Below are 14,510 nucleotides of genomic sequence, written 5' to 3'. Positions count from 1 at the left end.
ATTCTGATCGTGCTGGACGTTTATTCGCACTCGTCTGTGTAAGTATCGGAGTGGGTCTTGCCATAGGGCCGGGGGTCGCCGGCTACCTGGTCACTGTCTCGGGGAATTTCAATATCATGCTGGCGGCGGTCAGCGGCGCGTCGGCGTGAAAGCGCAGGGCGGCGGCCAGCGCGGCGTCGGGCTGGGCGAGCCAGATCGGCGTGGCGTAATCGGCCAGCGAAAGCAGCGCGGCGAAGGCCGCGAGGCCGGCGCGCGGTGTGCCGTCGGCATCGGTGGCGGCATCTGCGGCGGGCAGCAGCGTGTCGATCGATTCGATCGTGCCGGGGCGCGCGAGCGCGTTCAGCAGCGTGCGGAACACGGCTTGCGTGTCGTGCACCGGATCGGCGAAACCGGGTGCGAGGACGTCGAGCGTCAGGTGCACGGCGGTGCCGGCGATATCGGCAGTCATGGCGCGTTCGTTCATGCGTCACCTCGAACCATCGTGAAGAACTCGACCTTGGTGCTGGCGGCGTCGGTGCGGCGCGCGGCGCGTCGTTGCGCCTGGCGCGCGGCCAGCGGCTCGATCGACGGGGCGTGCGGCCGGGCGTGGCGCTCGGGTTGCTGGAGCACGGCGTCGGCGAGCGCGGCGAGTTCGGCGCGGCGCTTGTCGCGGCCCAGATGGCAGGCCACGCCGACCGTGGCGCCTTGCTGGCCTTGCGCCGCACGCAGGCGCAGCGTGGCGCGCGTGACAGTGGCTTCGCCCAGATTGAAGGCGTTGCCGGTGCCGCCGACGCGCCCGCGCACCATCGCGAGGCCGATCTGCGGGGTGCGCAGCCAGTCGAAAGAAGGCGCCGGCTCGTCGCCGAGCGCCGCGGCGAAGGCCGCTTCGAGCTCGGCGCGCGGCGTGCGCGCGAGAACCGCCATCCAGGCGCGGCGTGCGGCAGACGCGGCAGCGGTGGACGGGGCGGAGGATGCGTTCATCGGAGTTCCTGTGTCATGAACGGAATTGAACCGCGGAAAAACGGACAAAAGCGGGTGAACCGGATACTGGATTGCGCGTGCCGCAGGACGCCGCCACGTGCAAACATTGAAGCATCTATTCATCTAAACGTCTAGACGTTTCATGTTACAGTCAGCCCACACGGGCTCGGGAGGCGTTTCATATTTCCATCACGCCTTGGCCACTACAATGCGCAAAACGCTATTGAAACCGAGGGGAATGACAGCACCATGACATCGAATGACGACGCGGCACACAGCACCCTCGAACGCGGCGCAGGGCTGGCGGTGTGGCGCCAGATCGAGCAGATTCTGGCGGCGGAAATTGCCGCGAAAGGTTTCGGCGACGACGGCCGCCTGCCGAGCGAAGGCGAACTGGCGAAGCGCTTCGACGTCAACCGCCATACGGTGCGGCGCGCGATGCTGGGGCTGGCCGCGCAAGGTCTGGTGAGCGTCGAGCAGGGGCGCGGCACCTTCGTGCAGCCCGGCGCGATCGACTACAGCATCGGCAAGCGCACGCGTTTTACCGAAAACCTGCAGCGCCATCAGCATTCGGCGGTGGGCAAGCTGCTGGCTGCGTCGCGCGTGAAAGCCGATCCTGCGGTCGCCAAGGCGCTGGGGCTGCGCGCGGGCGCGCTGGTTTATCGGCTGGAAACGCTGCACGAGTCGGACGGCGTGCCGCTCACGTATGCGCGTAGCTGGTATCCGGCCGCGCGTTTCGCCGATCTGCCCGCAGTCATGGAGCGCGTGGACAGCACCTCGAAGGCGCTCGCCGAATTCGGCGTGAGCGACTATCTGCGCAAATGGAGCCGTATCGGCAGCGTGCTGCCCGAGCCGGAAGTGGCGCGGCGCCTGAATATCAACCGGCAGCAGCCGGTGCTGTGGGTCGAAAACGTCGACGTCGATCTGGAAGGCGTGGCGATCAAATACGGCGTGACGCACTTCGCGGCCGATCGCGTGCAACTGATGGTGGAACACGAGATATGAGCGACGCGATGACCACGCCGCACGAAGCCTGGAGCGCGGCCACGCGCTTCGCGCTCTATTACGCGCCGCCGCGCGCAAGCGTCTGGTGGCGCGCCGGTTGCGCGTGGCTGGGCCGCGATCCTGAAAGCGGTGCCACGCTCGCGCCGCCGCAGCCTGCCGAAATCGAAAAACCGCTCGCCTCGCTCGCCGTGGCGCCCGCGCGCTACGGCTGGCACGGCACGCTGGTGCCGCCATTCCGGCTGGCCGATGGCGTGACGCCGCAGGCGCTGCTCGCCGCCACGCAGGCGTGGGCCGCGCGGCGTGCGCGCTTTGAAGTGCCGGGCGAAGCCGCCACGCTCGGCCGTTTCGTTGCCGTGCGCGCTGCCGACGAAGCCGGCGCGCAGGCGCTCCAGTCGCTCGCTGGCGACGCCTTGCGCACGCTCGGATCGCTGCGCGCCGCGCAGACGCCCGCGGAACTGGCGAAGCGTCTGGACGCGCCGCTCACGCCGCGCCAGCGCGATTACGTCGAAACCTGGGGCTATCCGTATGTGTTCGACGAATTCCGCTTTCATATGACGCTCTCCGATTCGCTCGACGACGCGCCGACGCGCGCCGCCCTCATGCACGCCTGGAACGCACAGATGCGCGATGCGGGCGCGCTGCCGGTCGACGGCGTGGCGATCTACGCCGAGCCGCAGCCGGGCGCGCCCTTCGTGCTCTGGCAGCGCGTCGATTTTCCGGCGCAGGTGCAGCCATGACCTCGCGGCTGGTCTACGTGATGGGCCCGTCGGGCGCGGGCAAGGACACGCTGCTCGGCTACGCGCGCAAGCGGCTCGCGGTGGAGGGCGTGGTGTTCGCGCATCGCTACATCACGCGCGAAGAGGGCGGCGGCGAGAACCACATCGCCCTGACCGAAGCCGAATTCGAGGCGCGTTCGCGCCAGGGCCTGTTCGCGCTGGAGTGGCGCAGCCATGCGCTGCGCTATGGCGTCGGCGTGGAAATCGAGCAGTGGCTCGCGCTGGGCTGCACGGTCGTGGTGAACGGCTCGCGTGCCTATGTGAGCGAAGCGCTCGCGCGTTATCCGCGCATGACGCTCGTGCATGTGAACGCCGCGCAGCATGTGCTGGCCGCGCGGCTCGCGTCGCGGGCGCGGGAAACGCCGGAGCAGGTGGCGGAACGGCTCGCGCGGCGCGCGCCCTTTGTCGTGCCCGAAGGCGCCACTTTCGTGCAGATCGACAATTCCGGGCGGCTCGAAGATGCGGGCGCGGCGCTGGTCGCAGCGGTGCAGCGCGTCGTGCTCAAGGGCTGATCCGGCACGGCCGGACCCGGCGCGGGTCATTTTTGTCGGCTCACAGGCTCGTGAGAAGATGACGACGACCCCCAAACCGCTCTGAAAACCCAACGAGACCGCCCTTGGACCGTTTCCAGGAGATGCAGATCTTCACGCGCATCGTCGATCGCCGCAGCTTCACGCAGGCGGCCGAAGACCTGAACCTGCCGCGCGCCACCGTCACGAATTCGATCAAGCGTCTGGAGACGCGCCTGGGCGTGCGCCTGCTGGAGCGCACCACGCGCCAGGTCAAGCCCACGCCCGACGGCGAAGCCTACTATCAGCGCTGCACGCGCCTGCTCGCCGATCTGGAGGAAACCGAGGAAGCCTTTCGCGACACCGATCCGCAAGGCCGCCTGCGCGTGAACATGCAGGGCACGCTCGCGCAGTATTTCGTCATGCCGCGCCTGCCGCAGTTTCTCGCGCGTTATCCGCGCATCGAGCTGTTTATCGGCTCGGGCGACCATTTCGTCGATCTGGTGCGCGAGGGGATCGACTGCGTGCTGCGCGCGGGCGAACTCAGCGATTCGTCGATGATCGCGCGGCGCGTGGCGCTGCTCGAACAGGTGACGGTGGCGAGTCCCGCGTATCTGGAGCGGCACGGCGATCCGGCTTCGATCGACGCGCTCGCGGACGGCCACCGCGCCGTCAACTATCTCTCGCCGGCCTCGGGCCGCGCGCATCCGCTTGAATTCGCGATGCCCGATGGCGTGCGCAACGTCACGCTGCCGGGACCGGTGGCGGTGAACGGCGCCGAGCTTTACACGGCGGGCGCGGTCGCCGGGCTCGGGATCGTGCAGGTGCCGCGCTACCGCGTGCGCGAGCAACTGGCGAACGGCGAGCTGTGCGTCGTACTGCCCGACCAGCCGCCGCCGCCCATGCCGGTTTCCGTGTTGTTTCCGCAGGCGCGTCAGCTATCGCTGCGCGTGCGCGCCTTCGCGGACTGGCTCGCGCTGGTGTTTGCGGATGTGGGTTGAGCGTTTCTGCGGCGAGCCCTACGCCGGTTGCGCCGCCTGAATCAGCTTCCAGCCGTTGCCCGCCGGATCGCGAAACCCCGCGTCGATACTGCCGTAGCGCTCCACCGGCTCCTGCGTGAACTCGACGCCCCTGGCCTTCCATTCGGCGTAACGCGCGCGGCAGTCGGCGACCGTCAGAACCAGCGGCGGCATCGCGCCTTTGGCGACCATCGCGCGCAAGGTCTGCGCGGTGGCTTCGTCGTGCACGGGCGGCCCCGGCGTAAACACGCCGAGCTGGAACGACGGCTGATCTGGGTGCTGGATCGTCAGCCAGCGATACGCGCCGTTGCGCACGTCCGTGTGGACGCGAAACCCCAGTTTGTCGACGTAAAACGCCAGCGCCGCGTCCTGATCGTCCACGTAGATACCAACGACATTGATCCCTTCGCTCATGATTTCTTCCTTATTGGGTGGGTCGATGGCCGCACTGTATCGCCGGCCGCGCGGCGGCGCTTCTCCAAAACTGCGCTGGTGAGATCGGGGCGCTGCGCGGCCTTGAGCACGCAGGCGGGCACGCGCTCGAGGCGGGCGGTATCGGCATCGGCTTGCGCCTGATGGCGGGCTTCGCTGGGGCTCAGGCCGGTGATATCGCGAAACGTGCGGCCGAAGGTGCCCAGGCTCTCCCAGCCGGTTGCGAAGGCGATGTCCGTGACGCTGAGCGCGGTGTCGCGCAGGAGCGTGGTGGCCTGCTCGATGCGGCGCGTGAGCAGATAGCGGTGCGGCGGAATGCCGAACGCGCGTTTGAAGGCGCGCGCGAAGTGGGCTTCGGAGACGCCGCTGACTTCGGCCAGACGGCTGACGGGCCAGGCTTCGTGCGAGGCGGCGTCGATGCGGTCTTTGGCGCGCAGCAGGCGGCGCAGCAGGGCGGGGTCTTGTGGCGGAAGGCTGGCTGACATGCGTTTTGATTTCGAAGCGACCTGGTCGACATCAGTGATCGAAGGCTGACTCGAGGCTGATTCAAGGCTGACTCGAGGCTGACAGCGGACGACGCTTGACTTAGAGTGCACTCGAAGTCCTAACCTGAGATCCGTCATGTCAAACCTTCTGACGATCGGTCAGGTGGCTACGGCCACCGGCGTCACCGCCCATACGCTACGTTATTACGAGCAGGCCGGCTTGCTGCGCGCCATCGGACGCACGCCCGCCGGTCACCGGCTGTATTCGCCCGCCGATCTGGACTGGCTGCAGTTCGTCATACGCGCCAAGGCGACGGGGATGCCGATCTCGGCCATCCGCGCGTTCGCCGAACTGCGCGCGCAGGGCGAATCGACCTACGACGCGCGGCGCGCAATGCTGGTCGAACATCGCAGCGAGGTGCTGGCGCGGATCGAGGCACTGCAGGCGAACCTGGCGGCGATCACGGACAAGATCGCCTGGTACGAGAATGCAGTGCGACATGACGAAGATTCATCCACCCATCGACAGGAAGAGGATTCGCCATGGACAACCGACATCACGCAACGCCCGCGCAACAGGACCGCTACGCGCAGGGCTGGCAAAAACTGAAGCAGATCGACGGCGCGGCGGGCGAAAAGGTCGTGGCGGCGCTCGCGCCGATTGCGCCGGACTTTGGCCGTCTGCTGATCGAGTTCGGTTTCGGCGATATCTATAGCCGGCCGCAGCTGGACCTGCGCGCCCGCGAAATCGCCACGATTGCGGCGCTGGCCGCGCTCGGCAACGCGCAGCCGCAACTGAAGATCCACATCGAAGCCGCGCTCAACGTGGGTTGCACGCGCGACGAGATCGTCGAAGTGTTCATGCAGATGGTGCTATACGCCGGTTTTCCGGCGGCGCTCAATGCGCTGTTCGCCGCGCGCGAGGTGTTCGCGGCGAAGGACGCAGAGGCGCTGGTCGATTAAGCGTAAGCGCTGGTCGAAATAGCGCGCTGGCGCGCTCAGGTGCGCCGCGACACCATCCCGGAAACGCGCTGGGCCGCCTGCTGCAGCGGCTCCAGGAACGTCTTGACCATCTGTTTCGCCGACGTGCGCTGCGCATTGCCGCTGATGTTCATCGCGGCGATTACGCGGCCCTGGCGATTGCGAATGGGCGCCGAAATCGAGATCAGCCCGCCCTCCAGTTCCTGATCGACGATCGCCCAGCCCTGCTGGCGCACCTGGGCGATGATCTTCTTGAGTTCGTCCTTGTCGGTGACCGTGCGCGGCGTGTGGGCGTAAAGCGGCGAGGCGCCCAGTGTGGCGTCGAGCGCGTCTTCGTCGAGCGCGGCCAGCAGCACGCGCCCCATCGAGGTGCAATAAGCCGGAAGGCGGCTGCCGATCGACAGATTGATCGTCATGATCTTGTGCGTGGGCACGCGCAGCACGTAGACGATCTCGGTGCGGTCGAGCACGGCTGCCGAACAGCTTTCGTGCACTTGCCCCGACAGTTCTTCCATGACCGGCTCGGCCAGATTCCAGAACGGCATCGACGTCAGATAGGCGAAACCGAGGTCGAGAATCTTGGGCGTGAGGCGGAACAGCCGGCCGTCGGCCTCCACGTAGCCGAGCGTCTGCAGCGTCAGCAGGATGCGGCGCGCGCCGGCGCGCGTGAGGCCGGTGGCCGCGGCGACGTCGGTGAGCGTCTGCTCGGGGTGCTCGGCGTTGAACGCGCGGATCACGGAAAGCCCGCGTGCGAACGACTGCACGTAGGAGTCACCCGGTTTTTCGGGGATATCCGTCTGCTCGTCGGAGGGGGCGGGCGAGGCGCGGTTAGCGGGGTTCATGGCGTCGTGGCGTCGGATCAAGGGCTGGAGGCGGCGCGAAAGGAACCCATGACGATAGCGCAAGCGCTTTGTTTCGCCAACCGGCACCCGGCGCGAGGCGCGGCTCGACGGAAAAAGCAAGCGCTGCGGCGCAGCCGTTCAAACGTGTTGTTTGATTTTTCGCAATTAACCCGCGGCTTAATCGGATTGAGGATTTTGGTTTGATTATTTACCGCGTGAATTAAATCGGATTTCCCATTAGCAGATCGATTTCACGAAAGCAAGACGGTTAATCGTGTGCCGTGCTTGTGACAGGAGTGAGTCGGCTGCTGAACGGTGTCTTGCGCGATGCCGCATTCATACTCGTTTTCGCCTGGCAAGGCTGCTCCAACGCCTGCGACGCCTTGCCGCGCGGGGTTGTTTCGCGCACGAAAGCTATTCGAAAGATATATGTGTCGTTCCGTCGCGGCTGGGCGGATGCGCTTTGACGCCCTGAATAAACCTTAATCTGGATCAAATTTTCAGATAAGTCGTTTCCGTAGAATTTCGCTAAAAACGGTACGGGTGCATTTTGCATAGCGGTTTTAGCGATGCGGGTGCGTAAAGGCGTTCAAAGTGGTTAAACGGAATAGCAGGCAAACATGAAGAGAAAAGCCTTCAAAAGGTGGTTAATCCCCCTCGGCGGCGGGCTCGTCGCCACGCTCGCGGGATGCAGCGGCAATCTGACGGTGCTCGATCCCAAGGGCAGCGTGGGCGTGGCCGAAAAATCCCTCATCGCCACGGCCACGTGGGCCATGCTGCTCGTGGTCGTGCCGGTGATCCTGCTCACGCTGTATTTCGCCTGGCGCTACCGCGCGTCCAACCGCAACGCCACCTACGCGCCCAAGTGGGCGCACTCCACGGCGATCGAAGTGGTGGTCTGGACCATTCCGGCCGTCATCATCCTGTTCCTCGCCGTGCTCACCTGGAAGACCACGCACGAACTCGATCCCTACCGGCCGCTCGAGTCGAACGTGAAACCCATCAACGTCGAAGTCGTTGCGCTCGACTGGAAGTGGCTCTTCATCTATCCCGATCTTGGCATCGCCACGGTGAACCAGCTGGCCGTGCCGGTGGGCACGCCGGTCAACTTCCGCATCACGTCGGATTCGGTGATGAACTCGTTCTTTATCCCGCAACTGGGCACCCAGGTCTACGCCATGGCGGGCATGCAGACGCGCCTGCACCTGGTCGCGGACGAAGCCGGCAACTACGAAGGCATTTCGGCCAACTACAGCGGCAAGGGCTTCTCGGACATGAAGTTCCGCACGCTCGCCACCAGCCAGCAGGATTTCGACGCGTGGGTGCAGAAGGTCAAGGCCTCGCACGACGGCCTGTCGATGGACCAATACGCGGGCGTCTCGCAGCCGACCGAGAAGGCGCCGGTGCAGTACTTCTCGACCGTCGATCCGAAGCTCTTCAACAACATCATCGCGAAGTACAACAACGGCCACGTCACGGACTTCACTGATCCGTCGTGCGTGACCAAGGGGTAAGCAGTCATGTTCGGAAAACTCACCTTAGAGGCGATCCCGTTCGATCAGCCGATCATCATGGGCGCCGCGGCGTTCATGGCGCTGATCGTGGTCGCCGTGCTCGGTCTCGTGACCGTGACCGGCAAGTGGAAAACCATCTGGTCCGACTGGATCACGAGCGTGGACCACAAGCGCATTGGCGTGATGTACATCATCGTGGCGGTGCTCATGCTCGTGCGCGGTTTCGCCGATGCCGTCATGATGCGCATCCAGCAGGCCATCGCCTTCGACGCGCCCGGCTATCTGCCGCCGCATCACTATGACCAGATCTTCTCGGCGCACGGCGTCATCATGATCTTCTTCATGGCGATGGCGCTGATGGTCGGCCTGTTCAACCTCGTCGTGCCGCTGCAGATCGGCGCGCGCGACGTGGCTTTCCCGTTCCTGAACTCGCTGTCGTTCTGGATGACGGCGATCAGCGCGATCCTCATTAACCTGTCGCTCGTGGTCGGCGAGTTCGCGCAAACGGGCTGGCTCGCGTATCCGCCGCTGTCGGAATTGCAGTTCAGTCCGGGCGTGGGGGTCGACTATTACATCTGGTCGCTGCAGCTTTCGGGCGTGGGCACGCTCATTACCGGCATCAACTTCTTCGTGACGATCCTGAAGATGCGCGCACCGGGCATGAGTCTCATGAAGATGCCGGTGTTCACGTGGACGGCGCTGTGCTCGAACGTGCTGATCATGGCCACGTTCCCGATTCTCACGATCGCGCTCGCGCTGCTGGGCTTCGACCGTTATGTCGGCACGCACTTCTTCACGAACGACGGCGGCGGCAATGCCATGCTGTATCTGAACCTGATCTGGGCATGGGGCCACCCCGAGGTGTACATCCTCGTGCTGCCTGCGTTCGGTATCTATTCGGAAGTCATGGCCACGTTCTCGAAGAAGCCGCTGTTCGGCTACAAGACCATGGTGTACGCCTCGTGCGCGATCATGGTGCTGGCCTTCCTCGTGTGGCTGCATCACTTCTTCACGATGGGTTCGGGCGCCGACGTCAATGCGTTCTTCGGCATCATGACCATGGTGATTGCGATCCCCACGGGCGTGAAGATCTTCAACTGGCTGTTCACGATGTATCGCGGCCGCATCGAATTCACGGCGCCGGTGCTCTGGACGATCGGCTTCATGGTCACGTTCTCGATCGGCGGTATGACGGGCGTGATGATGGCGATCCCGGGCGCGGACTTCGTGCTGCATAACTCGCTGTTCCTGATTGCCCACTTCCACAACGCCATCATCGGCGGCGTGGTGTTTGGCTACCTCGCGGCCCTGCACTACTGGTTCCCGAAGGTGTTCGGCCTCAAGCCGAATGAAAAGCTCGGCAAGGCATCGTTCTGGTGCTGGTTCGTCGGTTTCTACGTGGCCTTCGTGCCGCTCTACGTACTCGGTTTCATGGGCGCGACGCGTCGTCTGAACCACTACGACAATCCCGCGTGGCAGCCGTACTTCATCGTTGCGGCAATCGGCGCGGCGATCATCGCGGCGGGTGTGGTGTTCCAGGTGCTGCAGTGGGTGATGGCCTTCGTCAATCGCAACAAGGCCGAATGCCAGGACGTCACGGGCGATCCGTGGGATGGCCGCACGCTCGAATGGGCGACTTCTTCGCCGCCGCCGGTCTATAACTTCGCGGTCATTCCGCAAGTCCACGAAATCGACGCCTTCACGCATATGAAGGAAACGGGCCGCGGTCTGGGGCTCGCCGCGAAGTACACGGATATTCATATGCCGTCGAACACCGCGGCGGGTTTCCTCATCGGCATGTTCAGCCTGGCGCTGGGTTTCGCGGGCGTGTGGCATATCGTCTGGCTGGCCGTGCTGGCGCTGGCCGCGATCGTCGTGACGATCGCCGCGCGCAGCTTCAGCGACGACGACGGCTATTACATTCCGGCCGCGAAGGTTCGCGAAATCGAAGAGAAGCGCCATCGCGCGGCGGTTGCCGTCGAGCGCGAACTGGCGGAAGTGGAGGGCTAAGCCATGCTACAGAAAACCCATACGGCAAATCTGGCCGACCTCGATCATCACGATCATCCGCCGTCGAACTCGGTGTTCGGCTTCTGGGTGTATCTGATGACGGACTGCGTCCTGTTCGCTTCGTTGTTCGCCACGTTTGCCGTGCTGGCGCACCAGTACGCGGGCGGCCCGTCAGGCAAGGATCTGTTCGATATCGGCGGCGTGGCGATCGAAACGGCCGTGCTGCTGCTGTCGAGCATCACCTACGGCTTCGCCATGCTCGGCGCGCAGCAGCGCAAGAGCGGCGCGGTGCTCGGCTGGCTTGGCGTGACGTTTATCCTCGGCGTGCTGTTCCTCGTGCTCGAACTGCGCGAGTTCTCGCACCTGATCGCCGATGGTGCTGGTCCGCAGCGCAGCGCGTTTCTCTCGTCGTTCTTCGTGCTGGTCAGCACGCACGGTCTGCACGTGTTCTTCGGTCTGGTCTGGATGGCCGTGCTGATGATGCAGGTGCTGCGCCGCCCGCAACTGGACGAGCGCGAAGTGCGCCGCCTCACGTGCCTGAGCCTCTTCTGGCACTTCCTGGACGTGGTCTGGATCTGCGTGTTTACTTTTGTCTATCTCGGGAGCGCGCTCTAATGGCTCATTCTCATAGCGAAGCTCATGGTTCTCTCGGCAGCTATGCTGCGGGCTTCATTCTCTCGGTGCTGCTGACGGCAGGCGCGTTTGGCGTGGTGCTGCATGGCTCGTTCGCGCCGGGCACGGGCATGACGATCCTTGCCGTGCTCGCCTTCGTGCAGGTGATCGTGCATCTGCTGTTCTTCCTGCATCTGAATTCGCCGGGGCAGGGCTGGAACGTGCTGTCGCTGGCTTATACGGTACTGGCTGCGGCGTTCCTGATCTTCGGAACCATGTGGGTCATGCATAACGTGACGATGAATATGATGTCGCGATGATTCACCCGGCCTGATCAGGCCAACGGCCGCGCGAGACCCATGTCTCACGCGGCCGTTGTCATTTCTGCACCGCCCATCCCCCCACGCCCCCAGACTTCACCTGCGGTTACCCCTGCTTGACACTCGCGCGCCGCGACGCCTATCATGGGCGCCAAATGTTCGATTATCGACCATGAGTTCGCAATTCGAACAATTCGCACGAGGACGTGCGCGTTCGATACCCCATTCTTCGCCCGCGCAGTCCGTCGATCCCAACCGGTTTAGCATGGGATTGCGTCCGACGCTGATCTTGGCGCGCGCAATCGACAGGAGACTCTTATGACGGAAGCATTCATCTGCGACGCGATTCGCACGCCGATCGGCCGCTATGCGGGCACCCTTGCGCAGGTTCGCGCCGACGACCTCGGCGCCGTGCCGCTGAAGGCGCTGATGGAGCGCAACAAGGATGTCGACTGGACCGCAATCGACGATGTGATCTACGGCTGCGCAAACCAGGCGGGCGAAGACAACCGCAACGTTGCGCGCATGTCGTCGCTGCTGGCGGGTCTGCCGCAAGTCGTGCCGGGTTCGACGGTCAACCGTCTGTGCGGTTCGGGCATGGATGCCGTGGGTATTGCCGCGCGCGCGCTGAAGTCGGGCGAAACCGGTCTGATGATTGCCGGCGGCGTGGAAAGCATGAGCCGTGCGCCGTTCGTGATGGGCAAGGCCAACACCGCGTTTGCGCGCGATGCGGCGATCTACGACACGACGATCGGCTGGCGCTTCGTCAACAAGCTGATGAAGCAGCAGTATGGCGTCGATTCGATGCCGGAAACGGCTGAGAACGTCGCCGTTGATTACAAGATCAGCCGCGCCGATCAGGATGCGTTTGCGCTGCACAGCCAGCAGAAGGCCGCGCGTGCGATCGCCGATGGTACGTTCGAGCAGGAAATCGTGTCGGTTTCGATCGCGCAGAAGAAGGGCGATCCGCTGGTGTTCTCGCGTGATGAGCATCCGCGTGAGACGTCGCTCGAGGCGCTTGCCAAGCTTAAGGGCGTGGTTGGGGCGGAGGGTTCTGTTACCGCCGGGAATGCTTCGGGTGTGAACGATGGTGCTTGTGCGCTGTTGCTCGCGAATGAAGAGAATGCGAAGCGTTTTGGGTTGACGCCGCGGGCGCGTGTGATCGGCGTTGCTACGGCTGGCGTTGCGCCGCGTGTTATGGGTATCGGGCCTGGTCCGGCTACGCAGAAGCTGCTCGCCCGTCTTGGTATGACCATCGATCAGTTCGATGTGATCGAGCTCAATGAGGCGTTTGCTTCGCAAGGGCTCGCGGTGCTGCGTATGCTCGGTGTCGCGGATAACGATCCTCGTGTTAATCCGAACGGCGGCGCAATCGCGCTCGGGCATCCGCTGGGGATGAGCGGAGCTCGTCTCGTGACTACCGCTATGTATCAGCTTCATCGCACCGGCGGGCGTTTTGCGCTCTGCACGATGTGTATTGGCGTCGGGCAGGGGATTGCTATTGCTATTGAGCGGGTTTAAGGCTGTTTTTTTGCCTTGATTGCGCTGTTTGATGTGGTGTGATCGGAGCCGTGAGCCTTTGGGGTCGCGGCTCTTTTTGTTTGGGCATTTCCTTGTTTTCGTGTCGGTCTATGAGCGTTGCCCCTGTGCGGGGCGGCACTTACTTTTCTTTGCCGCGGCAAAGAAAAGTAAGCAAAAGAAAGCCGCTCACACCGCCAGTGTGACGCAGTCCACAATCTGCCTTATGCGGGGAATGGTGTAGGAGCATCCGGCTCTTCGCACCACCCAACTCTGTGACAAGGCGCCCGCACACCCGGCGACGCTGCGCGCGCCGTGGGGCATAACTTTCACACCTCGTGGCCTTTTAACGGCTCGCGCAGGCTACGACGTATGCAATCAGGAACGGCATGAACAGCAAGGTGCCGCCCACCAGGCCCTTGATCTGGACAAGGCGCTCCTCTCGCTTTGCGTCTTCCTTCTTCGATACCGTTTGTTCGTCCTCGACTTTGCCTGCTTCGCTCGGCGCAAACGAATACAGCGTCTGGACTCGGTTCATCAGTTGCGAATGATCGATCAGCAGTGAAAGCGGGCTCATGGCATCTCTCCAGTACGTGTTGTTTCAGGACAGGTATCAGGATAGGGAGTCCGATTCGCTCGCTATATCGAAGGAATTCGAGATATTGGTGGGGTTCGTTGGGTTGCGCAAGGCGCAATAATTCTCGTGATCGTTTCAATATCGATCTCTCGATTTATGCGAAACGAAATCTAACGAAATTCGCGGCGAATAATCTGTGTCAACGCCCGTTCAACTTGCATCCCCGTTTTCGATCGCCCGCGTAGAATCGCTCCACATCCCCGTGCAACCCGCCTGGTTGAACGAATCGAATTCATCGTGATGAGGAGATCGCAAGTGACCAAGACTTCGGTATGGATGGCCGCGCTGTTGATGGGTTTCGGTGTTTCGCACACTTCGTTCGCGCAGAACGAGCAGCCCGCTTCGGCGCCTGCCGCGCAAACGGCGCTCGCCGGCGAGGCGCAGTCGGTTATCGCCAATGCGGCGCCCGTTCATCTCAAAGCGAAGATCGTCGGTATCGATCGCGGTGCGCGTATCGTCACGCTGCGCGGTCCGCGCGGTAACGATATCGATATCGGTCTGAGCGAGCAGGTCAGTAATTTCGATCAACTGAATATCGGCGATACCGTCGATGTGCTCTACAAGAACGCGCTGCTCGTGACCGCGGAAAAGGTCACCGGGAAGGACAAGGGCATTCGCAAGCGTGTCGATACCAGCGTCTATATGCCGGCTTCGTCGGGTTATAGCGCGGCGCGCCAGGTCGAGGTGCAGGCCACCGTGCAGCACATCAACGCGAAAAAGCGCGAGGTTACGCTGCGCGGCGCCTATCAGACCGTGACCCTCGAGGCCACGCCCGATATCGATCTCAAGACGCTCAAGGTCGGCGATACCATTCACGCCGTGTTCGTTTCCGCTTACGCCACGCAGGTCACGCCGGTCGAAGCCACGCAGTAAGCGTCAGCGTCAACTTC

Annotated in this window: 17 protein-coding genes and 1 pseudogene; 12 read left to right on the top strand and 6 right to left on the bottom strand. The window is 63.6% G+C overall.

Translation table 11 applies throughout. The annotated features are described in order from the left end of the window. Nucleotides 1-130: 130 nt before the first annotated feature. A pseudogene (locus tag G3N59_RS34690) lies at nucleotides 131-448 on the bottom strand (phosphonate C-P lyase system protein PhnH); the annotation flags it as partial. Nucleotides 449-459: 11 nt separating this feature from the next. After that, nucleotides 460-960: a phosphonate C-P lyase system protein PhnG gene (gene phnG / locus G3N59_RS34685; protein ID WP_205987402.1), complete on the bottom strand. Its 501-nt coding sequence runs from the start codon at nucleotides 958-960 to the stop codon at nucleotides 460-462. A gap of 249 nt (nucleotides 961-1,209) precedes the next feature. Between phnG and phnF the strand changes: the two genes are divergently transcribed. The 4 genes from phnF to G3N59_RS34665 all read left to right on the top strand — a co-directional run bounded on the left by phnF (nucleotide 1,210) and on the right by G3N59_RS34665 (nucleotide 4,251). Then, a complete protein-coding gene (gene phnF / locus G3N59_RS34680; protein WP_205987398.1) occupies nucleotides 1,210-1,965 on the top strand; it encodes a phosphonate metabolism transcriptional regulator PhnF in 756 nt (251 codons plus the stop codon). Further along, nucleotides 1,962-2,702: a DUF1045 domain-containing protein gene (locus G3N59_RS34675; protein WP_241024772.1), complete on the top strand. Its 741-nt coding sequence runs from the start codon at nucleotides 1,962-1,964 to the stop codon at nucleotides 2,700-2,702. Before phnF ends, G3N59_RS34675 begins: the two co-directional genes overlap by 4 nt. Continuing rightward, nucleotides 2,699-3,253 (top strand): phosphonate metabolism protein/1,5-bisphosphokinase (PRPP-forming) PhnN, encoded by a 555-nt coding sequence (gene phnN, locus G3N59_RS34670; RefSeq protein ID WP_205987397.1) that lies wholly within the window; start codon nucleotides 2,699-2,701, stop codon nucleotides 3,251-3,253. Before G3N59_RS34675 ends, phnN begins: the two co-directional genes overlap by 4 nt. Before the next feature lie 104 nt (nucleotides 3,254-3,357). After that, a complete protein-coding gene (locus tag G3N59_RS34665; protein ID WP_205987392.1) occupies nucleotides 3,358-4,251 on the top strand; it encodes a LysR family transcriptional regulator in 894 nt (297 codons plus the stop codon). Between the two features lie 18 nt (nucleotides 4,252-4,269). On the opposite strand, the gene G3N59_RS34660 is transcribed toward G3N59_RS34665, so the two are convergent. Next, nucleotides 4,270-4,683: a VOC family protein gene (locus tag G3N59_RS34660; protein ID WP_205987390.1), complete on the bottom strand. Its 414-nt coding sequence runs from the start codon at nucleotides 4,681-4,683 to the stop codon at nucleotides 4,270-4,272. After that, nucleotides 4,680-5,186, bottom strand: a complete 507-nt coding sequence (locus G3N59_RS34655; RefSeq protein ID WP_205987389.1) for an AraC family transcriptional regulator — start codon at nucleotides 5,184-5,186, stop codon at nucleotides 4,680-4,682. Before G3N59_RS34655 ends, G3N59_RS34660 begins: the two co-directional genes overlap by 4 nt. A 136-nt stretch (nucleotides 5,187-5,322) precedes the next feature. Here G3N59_RS34655 and G3N59_RS34650 point away from each other — a divergent pair, with 136 nt between their 5' ends. Together G3N59_RS34650 and G3N59_RS34645 are read left to right on the top strand one after the other, a co-directional pair. Next, nucleotides 5,323-5,796 carry a MerR family transcriptional regulator gene (locus G3N59_RS34650; protein WP_205987388.1) on the top strand — a complete coding sequence of 158 codons (474 nt, stop codon included), beginning with the start codon at nucleotides 5,323-5,325 and terminating at the stop codon, nucleotides 5,794-5,796. Then, nucleotides 5,730-6,149, top strand: coding sequence for a carboxymuconolactone decarboxylase family protein (locus G3N59_RS34645; protein WP_205987386.1), 420 nt, complete (start codon nucleotides 5,730-5,732; stop codon nucleotides 6,147-6,149). The genes G3N59_RS34650 and G3N59_RS34645 overlap by 67 nt, the downstream gene beginning before the upstream one ends. 35 nt (nucleotides 6,150-6,184) lie before the next feature. On the opposite strand, the gene G3N59_RS34640 is transcribed toward G3N59_RS34645, so the two are convergent. Beyond that, entirely contained in the window at nucleotides 6,185-7,009 is an 825-nt protein-coding gene (locus G3N59_RS34640; RefSeq protein WP_205987379.1) for an IclR family transcriptional regulator, read from the bottom strand. A gap of 620 nt (nucleotides 7,010-7,629) precedes the next feature. Between G3N59_RS34640 and cyoA the strand changes: the two genes are divergently transcribed. From cyoA to pcaF, 5 genes are all read left to right on the top strand, one after another. Beyond that, complete coding sequence (cyoA, locus tag G3N59_RS34635; RefSeq protein WP_205987377.1) at nucleotides 7,630-8,523, top strand: ubiquinol oxidase subunit II; 894 nt, start codon at nucleotides 7,630-7,632, stop codon at nucleotides 8,521-8,523. A 6-nt stretch (nucleotides 8,524-8,529) separates the two neighbouring features. After that, a complete protein-coding gene (gene cyoB / locus G3N59_RS34630; RefSeq protein ID WP_205987374.1) occupies nucleotides 8,530-10,533 on the top strand; it encodes a cytochrome o ubiquinol oxidase subunit I in 2,004 nt (667 codons plus the stop codon). Nucleotides 10,534-10,536: 3 nt separating this feature from the next. Further along, on the top strand, nucleotides 10,537-11,148 hold the full coding sequence (gene cyoC, locus G3N59_RS34625; protein WP_205987373.1) for a cytochrome o ubiquinol oxidase subunit III: 612 nt from the start codon (nucleotides 10,537-10,539) through the stop codon (nucleotides 11,146-11,148). Further along, nucleotides 11,148-11,465, top strand: coding sequence for a cytochrome o ubiquinol oxidase subunit IV (gene cyoD, locus G3N59_RS34620; protein WP_205987372.1), 318 nt, complete (start codon nucleotides 11,148-11,150; stop codon nucleotides 11,463-11,465). The genes cyoC and cyoD overlap by 1 nt, the downstream gene beginning before the upstream one ends. A 318-nt stretch (nucleotides 11,466-11,783) precedes the next feature. Beyond that, nucleotides 11,784-12,986, top strand: a complete 1,203-nt coding sequence (gene pcaF / locus G3N59_RS34615) for a 3-oxoadipyl-CoA thiolase (RefSeq protein WP_205987371.1) — start codon at nucleotides 11,784-11,786, stop codon at nucleotides 12,984-12,986. Between the two features lie 343 nt (nucleotides 12,987-13,329). Here the strand turns inward: pcaF and G3N59_RS34610 are convergent, their stop codons facing one another. Further along, nucleotides 13,330-13,560, bottom strand: a complete 231-nt coding sequence (locus tag G3N59_RS34610) for a hypothetical protein (RefSeq protein ID WP_205987365.1) — start codon at nucleotides 13,558-13,560, stop codon at nucleotides 13,330-13,332. A 351-nt stretch (nucleotides 13,561-13,911) separates the two neighbouring features. Here G3N59_RS34610 and G3N59_RS34605 point away from each other — a divergent pair, with 351 nt between their 5' ends. After that, on the top strand, nucleotides 13,912-14,493 hold the full coding sequence (locus tag G3N59_RS34605) for a hypothetical protein (protein WP_205987406.1): 582 nt from the start codon (nucleotides 13,912-13,914) through the stop codon (nucleotides 14,491-14,493). The last annotated feature ends 17 nt before the right edge of the window (nucleotides 14,494-14,510 follow it).

Source organism: Paraburkholderia sp. Ac-20340 (assembly GCF_017104965.1).
Classification (GTDB): Bacteria; Pseudomonadota; Gammaproteobacteria; order Burkholderiales; family Burkholderiaceae; genus Paraburkholderia.
Note: the sequence above shows the minus strand (reverse complement) of the source record. Positions and strands in the feature narration are given on the sequence as shown.

Excerpts from the sequence above, each read along its gene's own strand:
- G3N59_RS34675 (WP_241024772.1), top strand. The coding sequence starts at position 1,962 with ATGAGCGACGCGATGACCACGCCGCACGAAGCCTGGAGCGCGGCCACG.
- pcaF (WP_205987371.1), top strand. The coding sequence starts at position 11,784 with ATGACGGAAGCATTCATCTGCGACGCGATTCGCACGCCGATCGGCCGC.
- phnG (WP_205987402.1), bottom strand. The coding sequence starts at position 960 with ATGAACGCATCCTCCGCCCCGTCCACCGCTGCCGCGTCTGCCGCACGC.
- cyoC (WP_205987373.1), top strand. The coding sequence starts at position 10,537 with ATGCTACAGAAAACCCATACGGCAAATCTGGCCGACCTCGATCATCAC.
- G3N59_RS34650 (WP_205987388.1), top strand. The coding sequence starts at position 5,323 with ATGTCAAACCTTCTGACGATCGGTCAGGTGGCTACGGCCACCGGCGTC.
- G3N59_RS34645 (WP_205987386.1), top strand. The coding sequence starts at position 5,730 with ATGGACAACCGACATCACGCAACGCCCGCGCAACAGGACCGCTACGCG.
- G3N59_RS34660 (WP_205987390.1), bottom strand. The coding sequence starts at position 4,683 with ATGAGCGAAGGGATCAATGTCGTTGGTATCTACGTGGACGATCAGGAC.
- G3N59_RS34655 (WP_205987389.1), bottom strand. The coding sequence starts at position 5,186 with ATGTCAGCCAGCCTTCCGCCACAAGACCCCGCCCTGCTGCGCCGCCTG.
- phnN (WP_205987397.1), top strand. The coding sequence starts at position 2,699 with ATGACCTCGCGGCTGGTCTACGTGATGGGCCCGTCGGGCGCGGGCAAG.
- G3N59_RS34640 (WP_205987379.1), bottom strand. The coding sequence starts at position 7,009 with ATGAACCCCGCTAACCGCGCCTCGCCCGCCCCCTCCGACGAGCAGACG.
- G3N59_RS34610 (WP_205987365.1), bottom strand. The coding sequence starts at position 13,560 with ATGAGCCCGCTTTCACTGCTGATCGATCATTCGCAACTGATGAACCGA.
- cyoB (WP_205987374.1), top strand. The coding sequence starts at position 8,530 with ATGTTCGGAAAACTCACCTTAGAGGCGATCCCGTTCGATCAGCCGATC.
- G3N59_RS34605 (WP_205987406.1), top strand. The coding sequence starts at position 13,912 with ATGGGTTTCGGTGTTTCGCACACTTCGTTCGCGCAGAACGAGCAGCCC.
- cyoD (WP_205987372.1), top strand. The coding sequence starts at position 11,148 with ATGGCTCATTCTCATAGCGAAGCTCATGGTTCTCTCGGCAGCTATGCT.
- phnF (WP_205987398.1), top strand. The coding sequence starts at position 1,210 with ATGACATCGAATGACGACGCGGCACACAGCACCCTCGAACGCGGCGCA.
- cyoA (WP_205987377.1), top strand. The coding sequence starts at position 7,630 with ATGAAGAGAAAAGCCTTCAAAAGGTGGTTAATCCCCCTCGGCGGCGGG.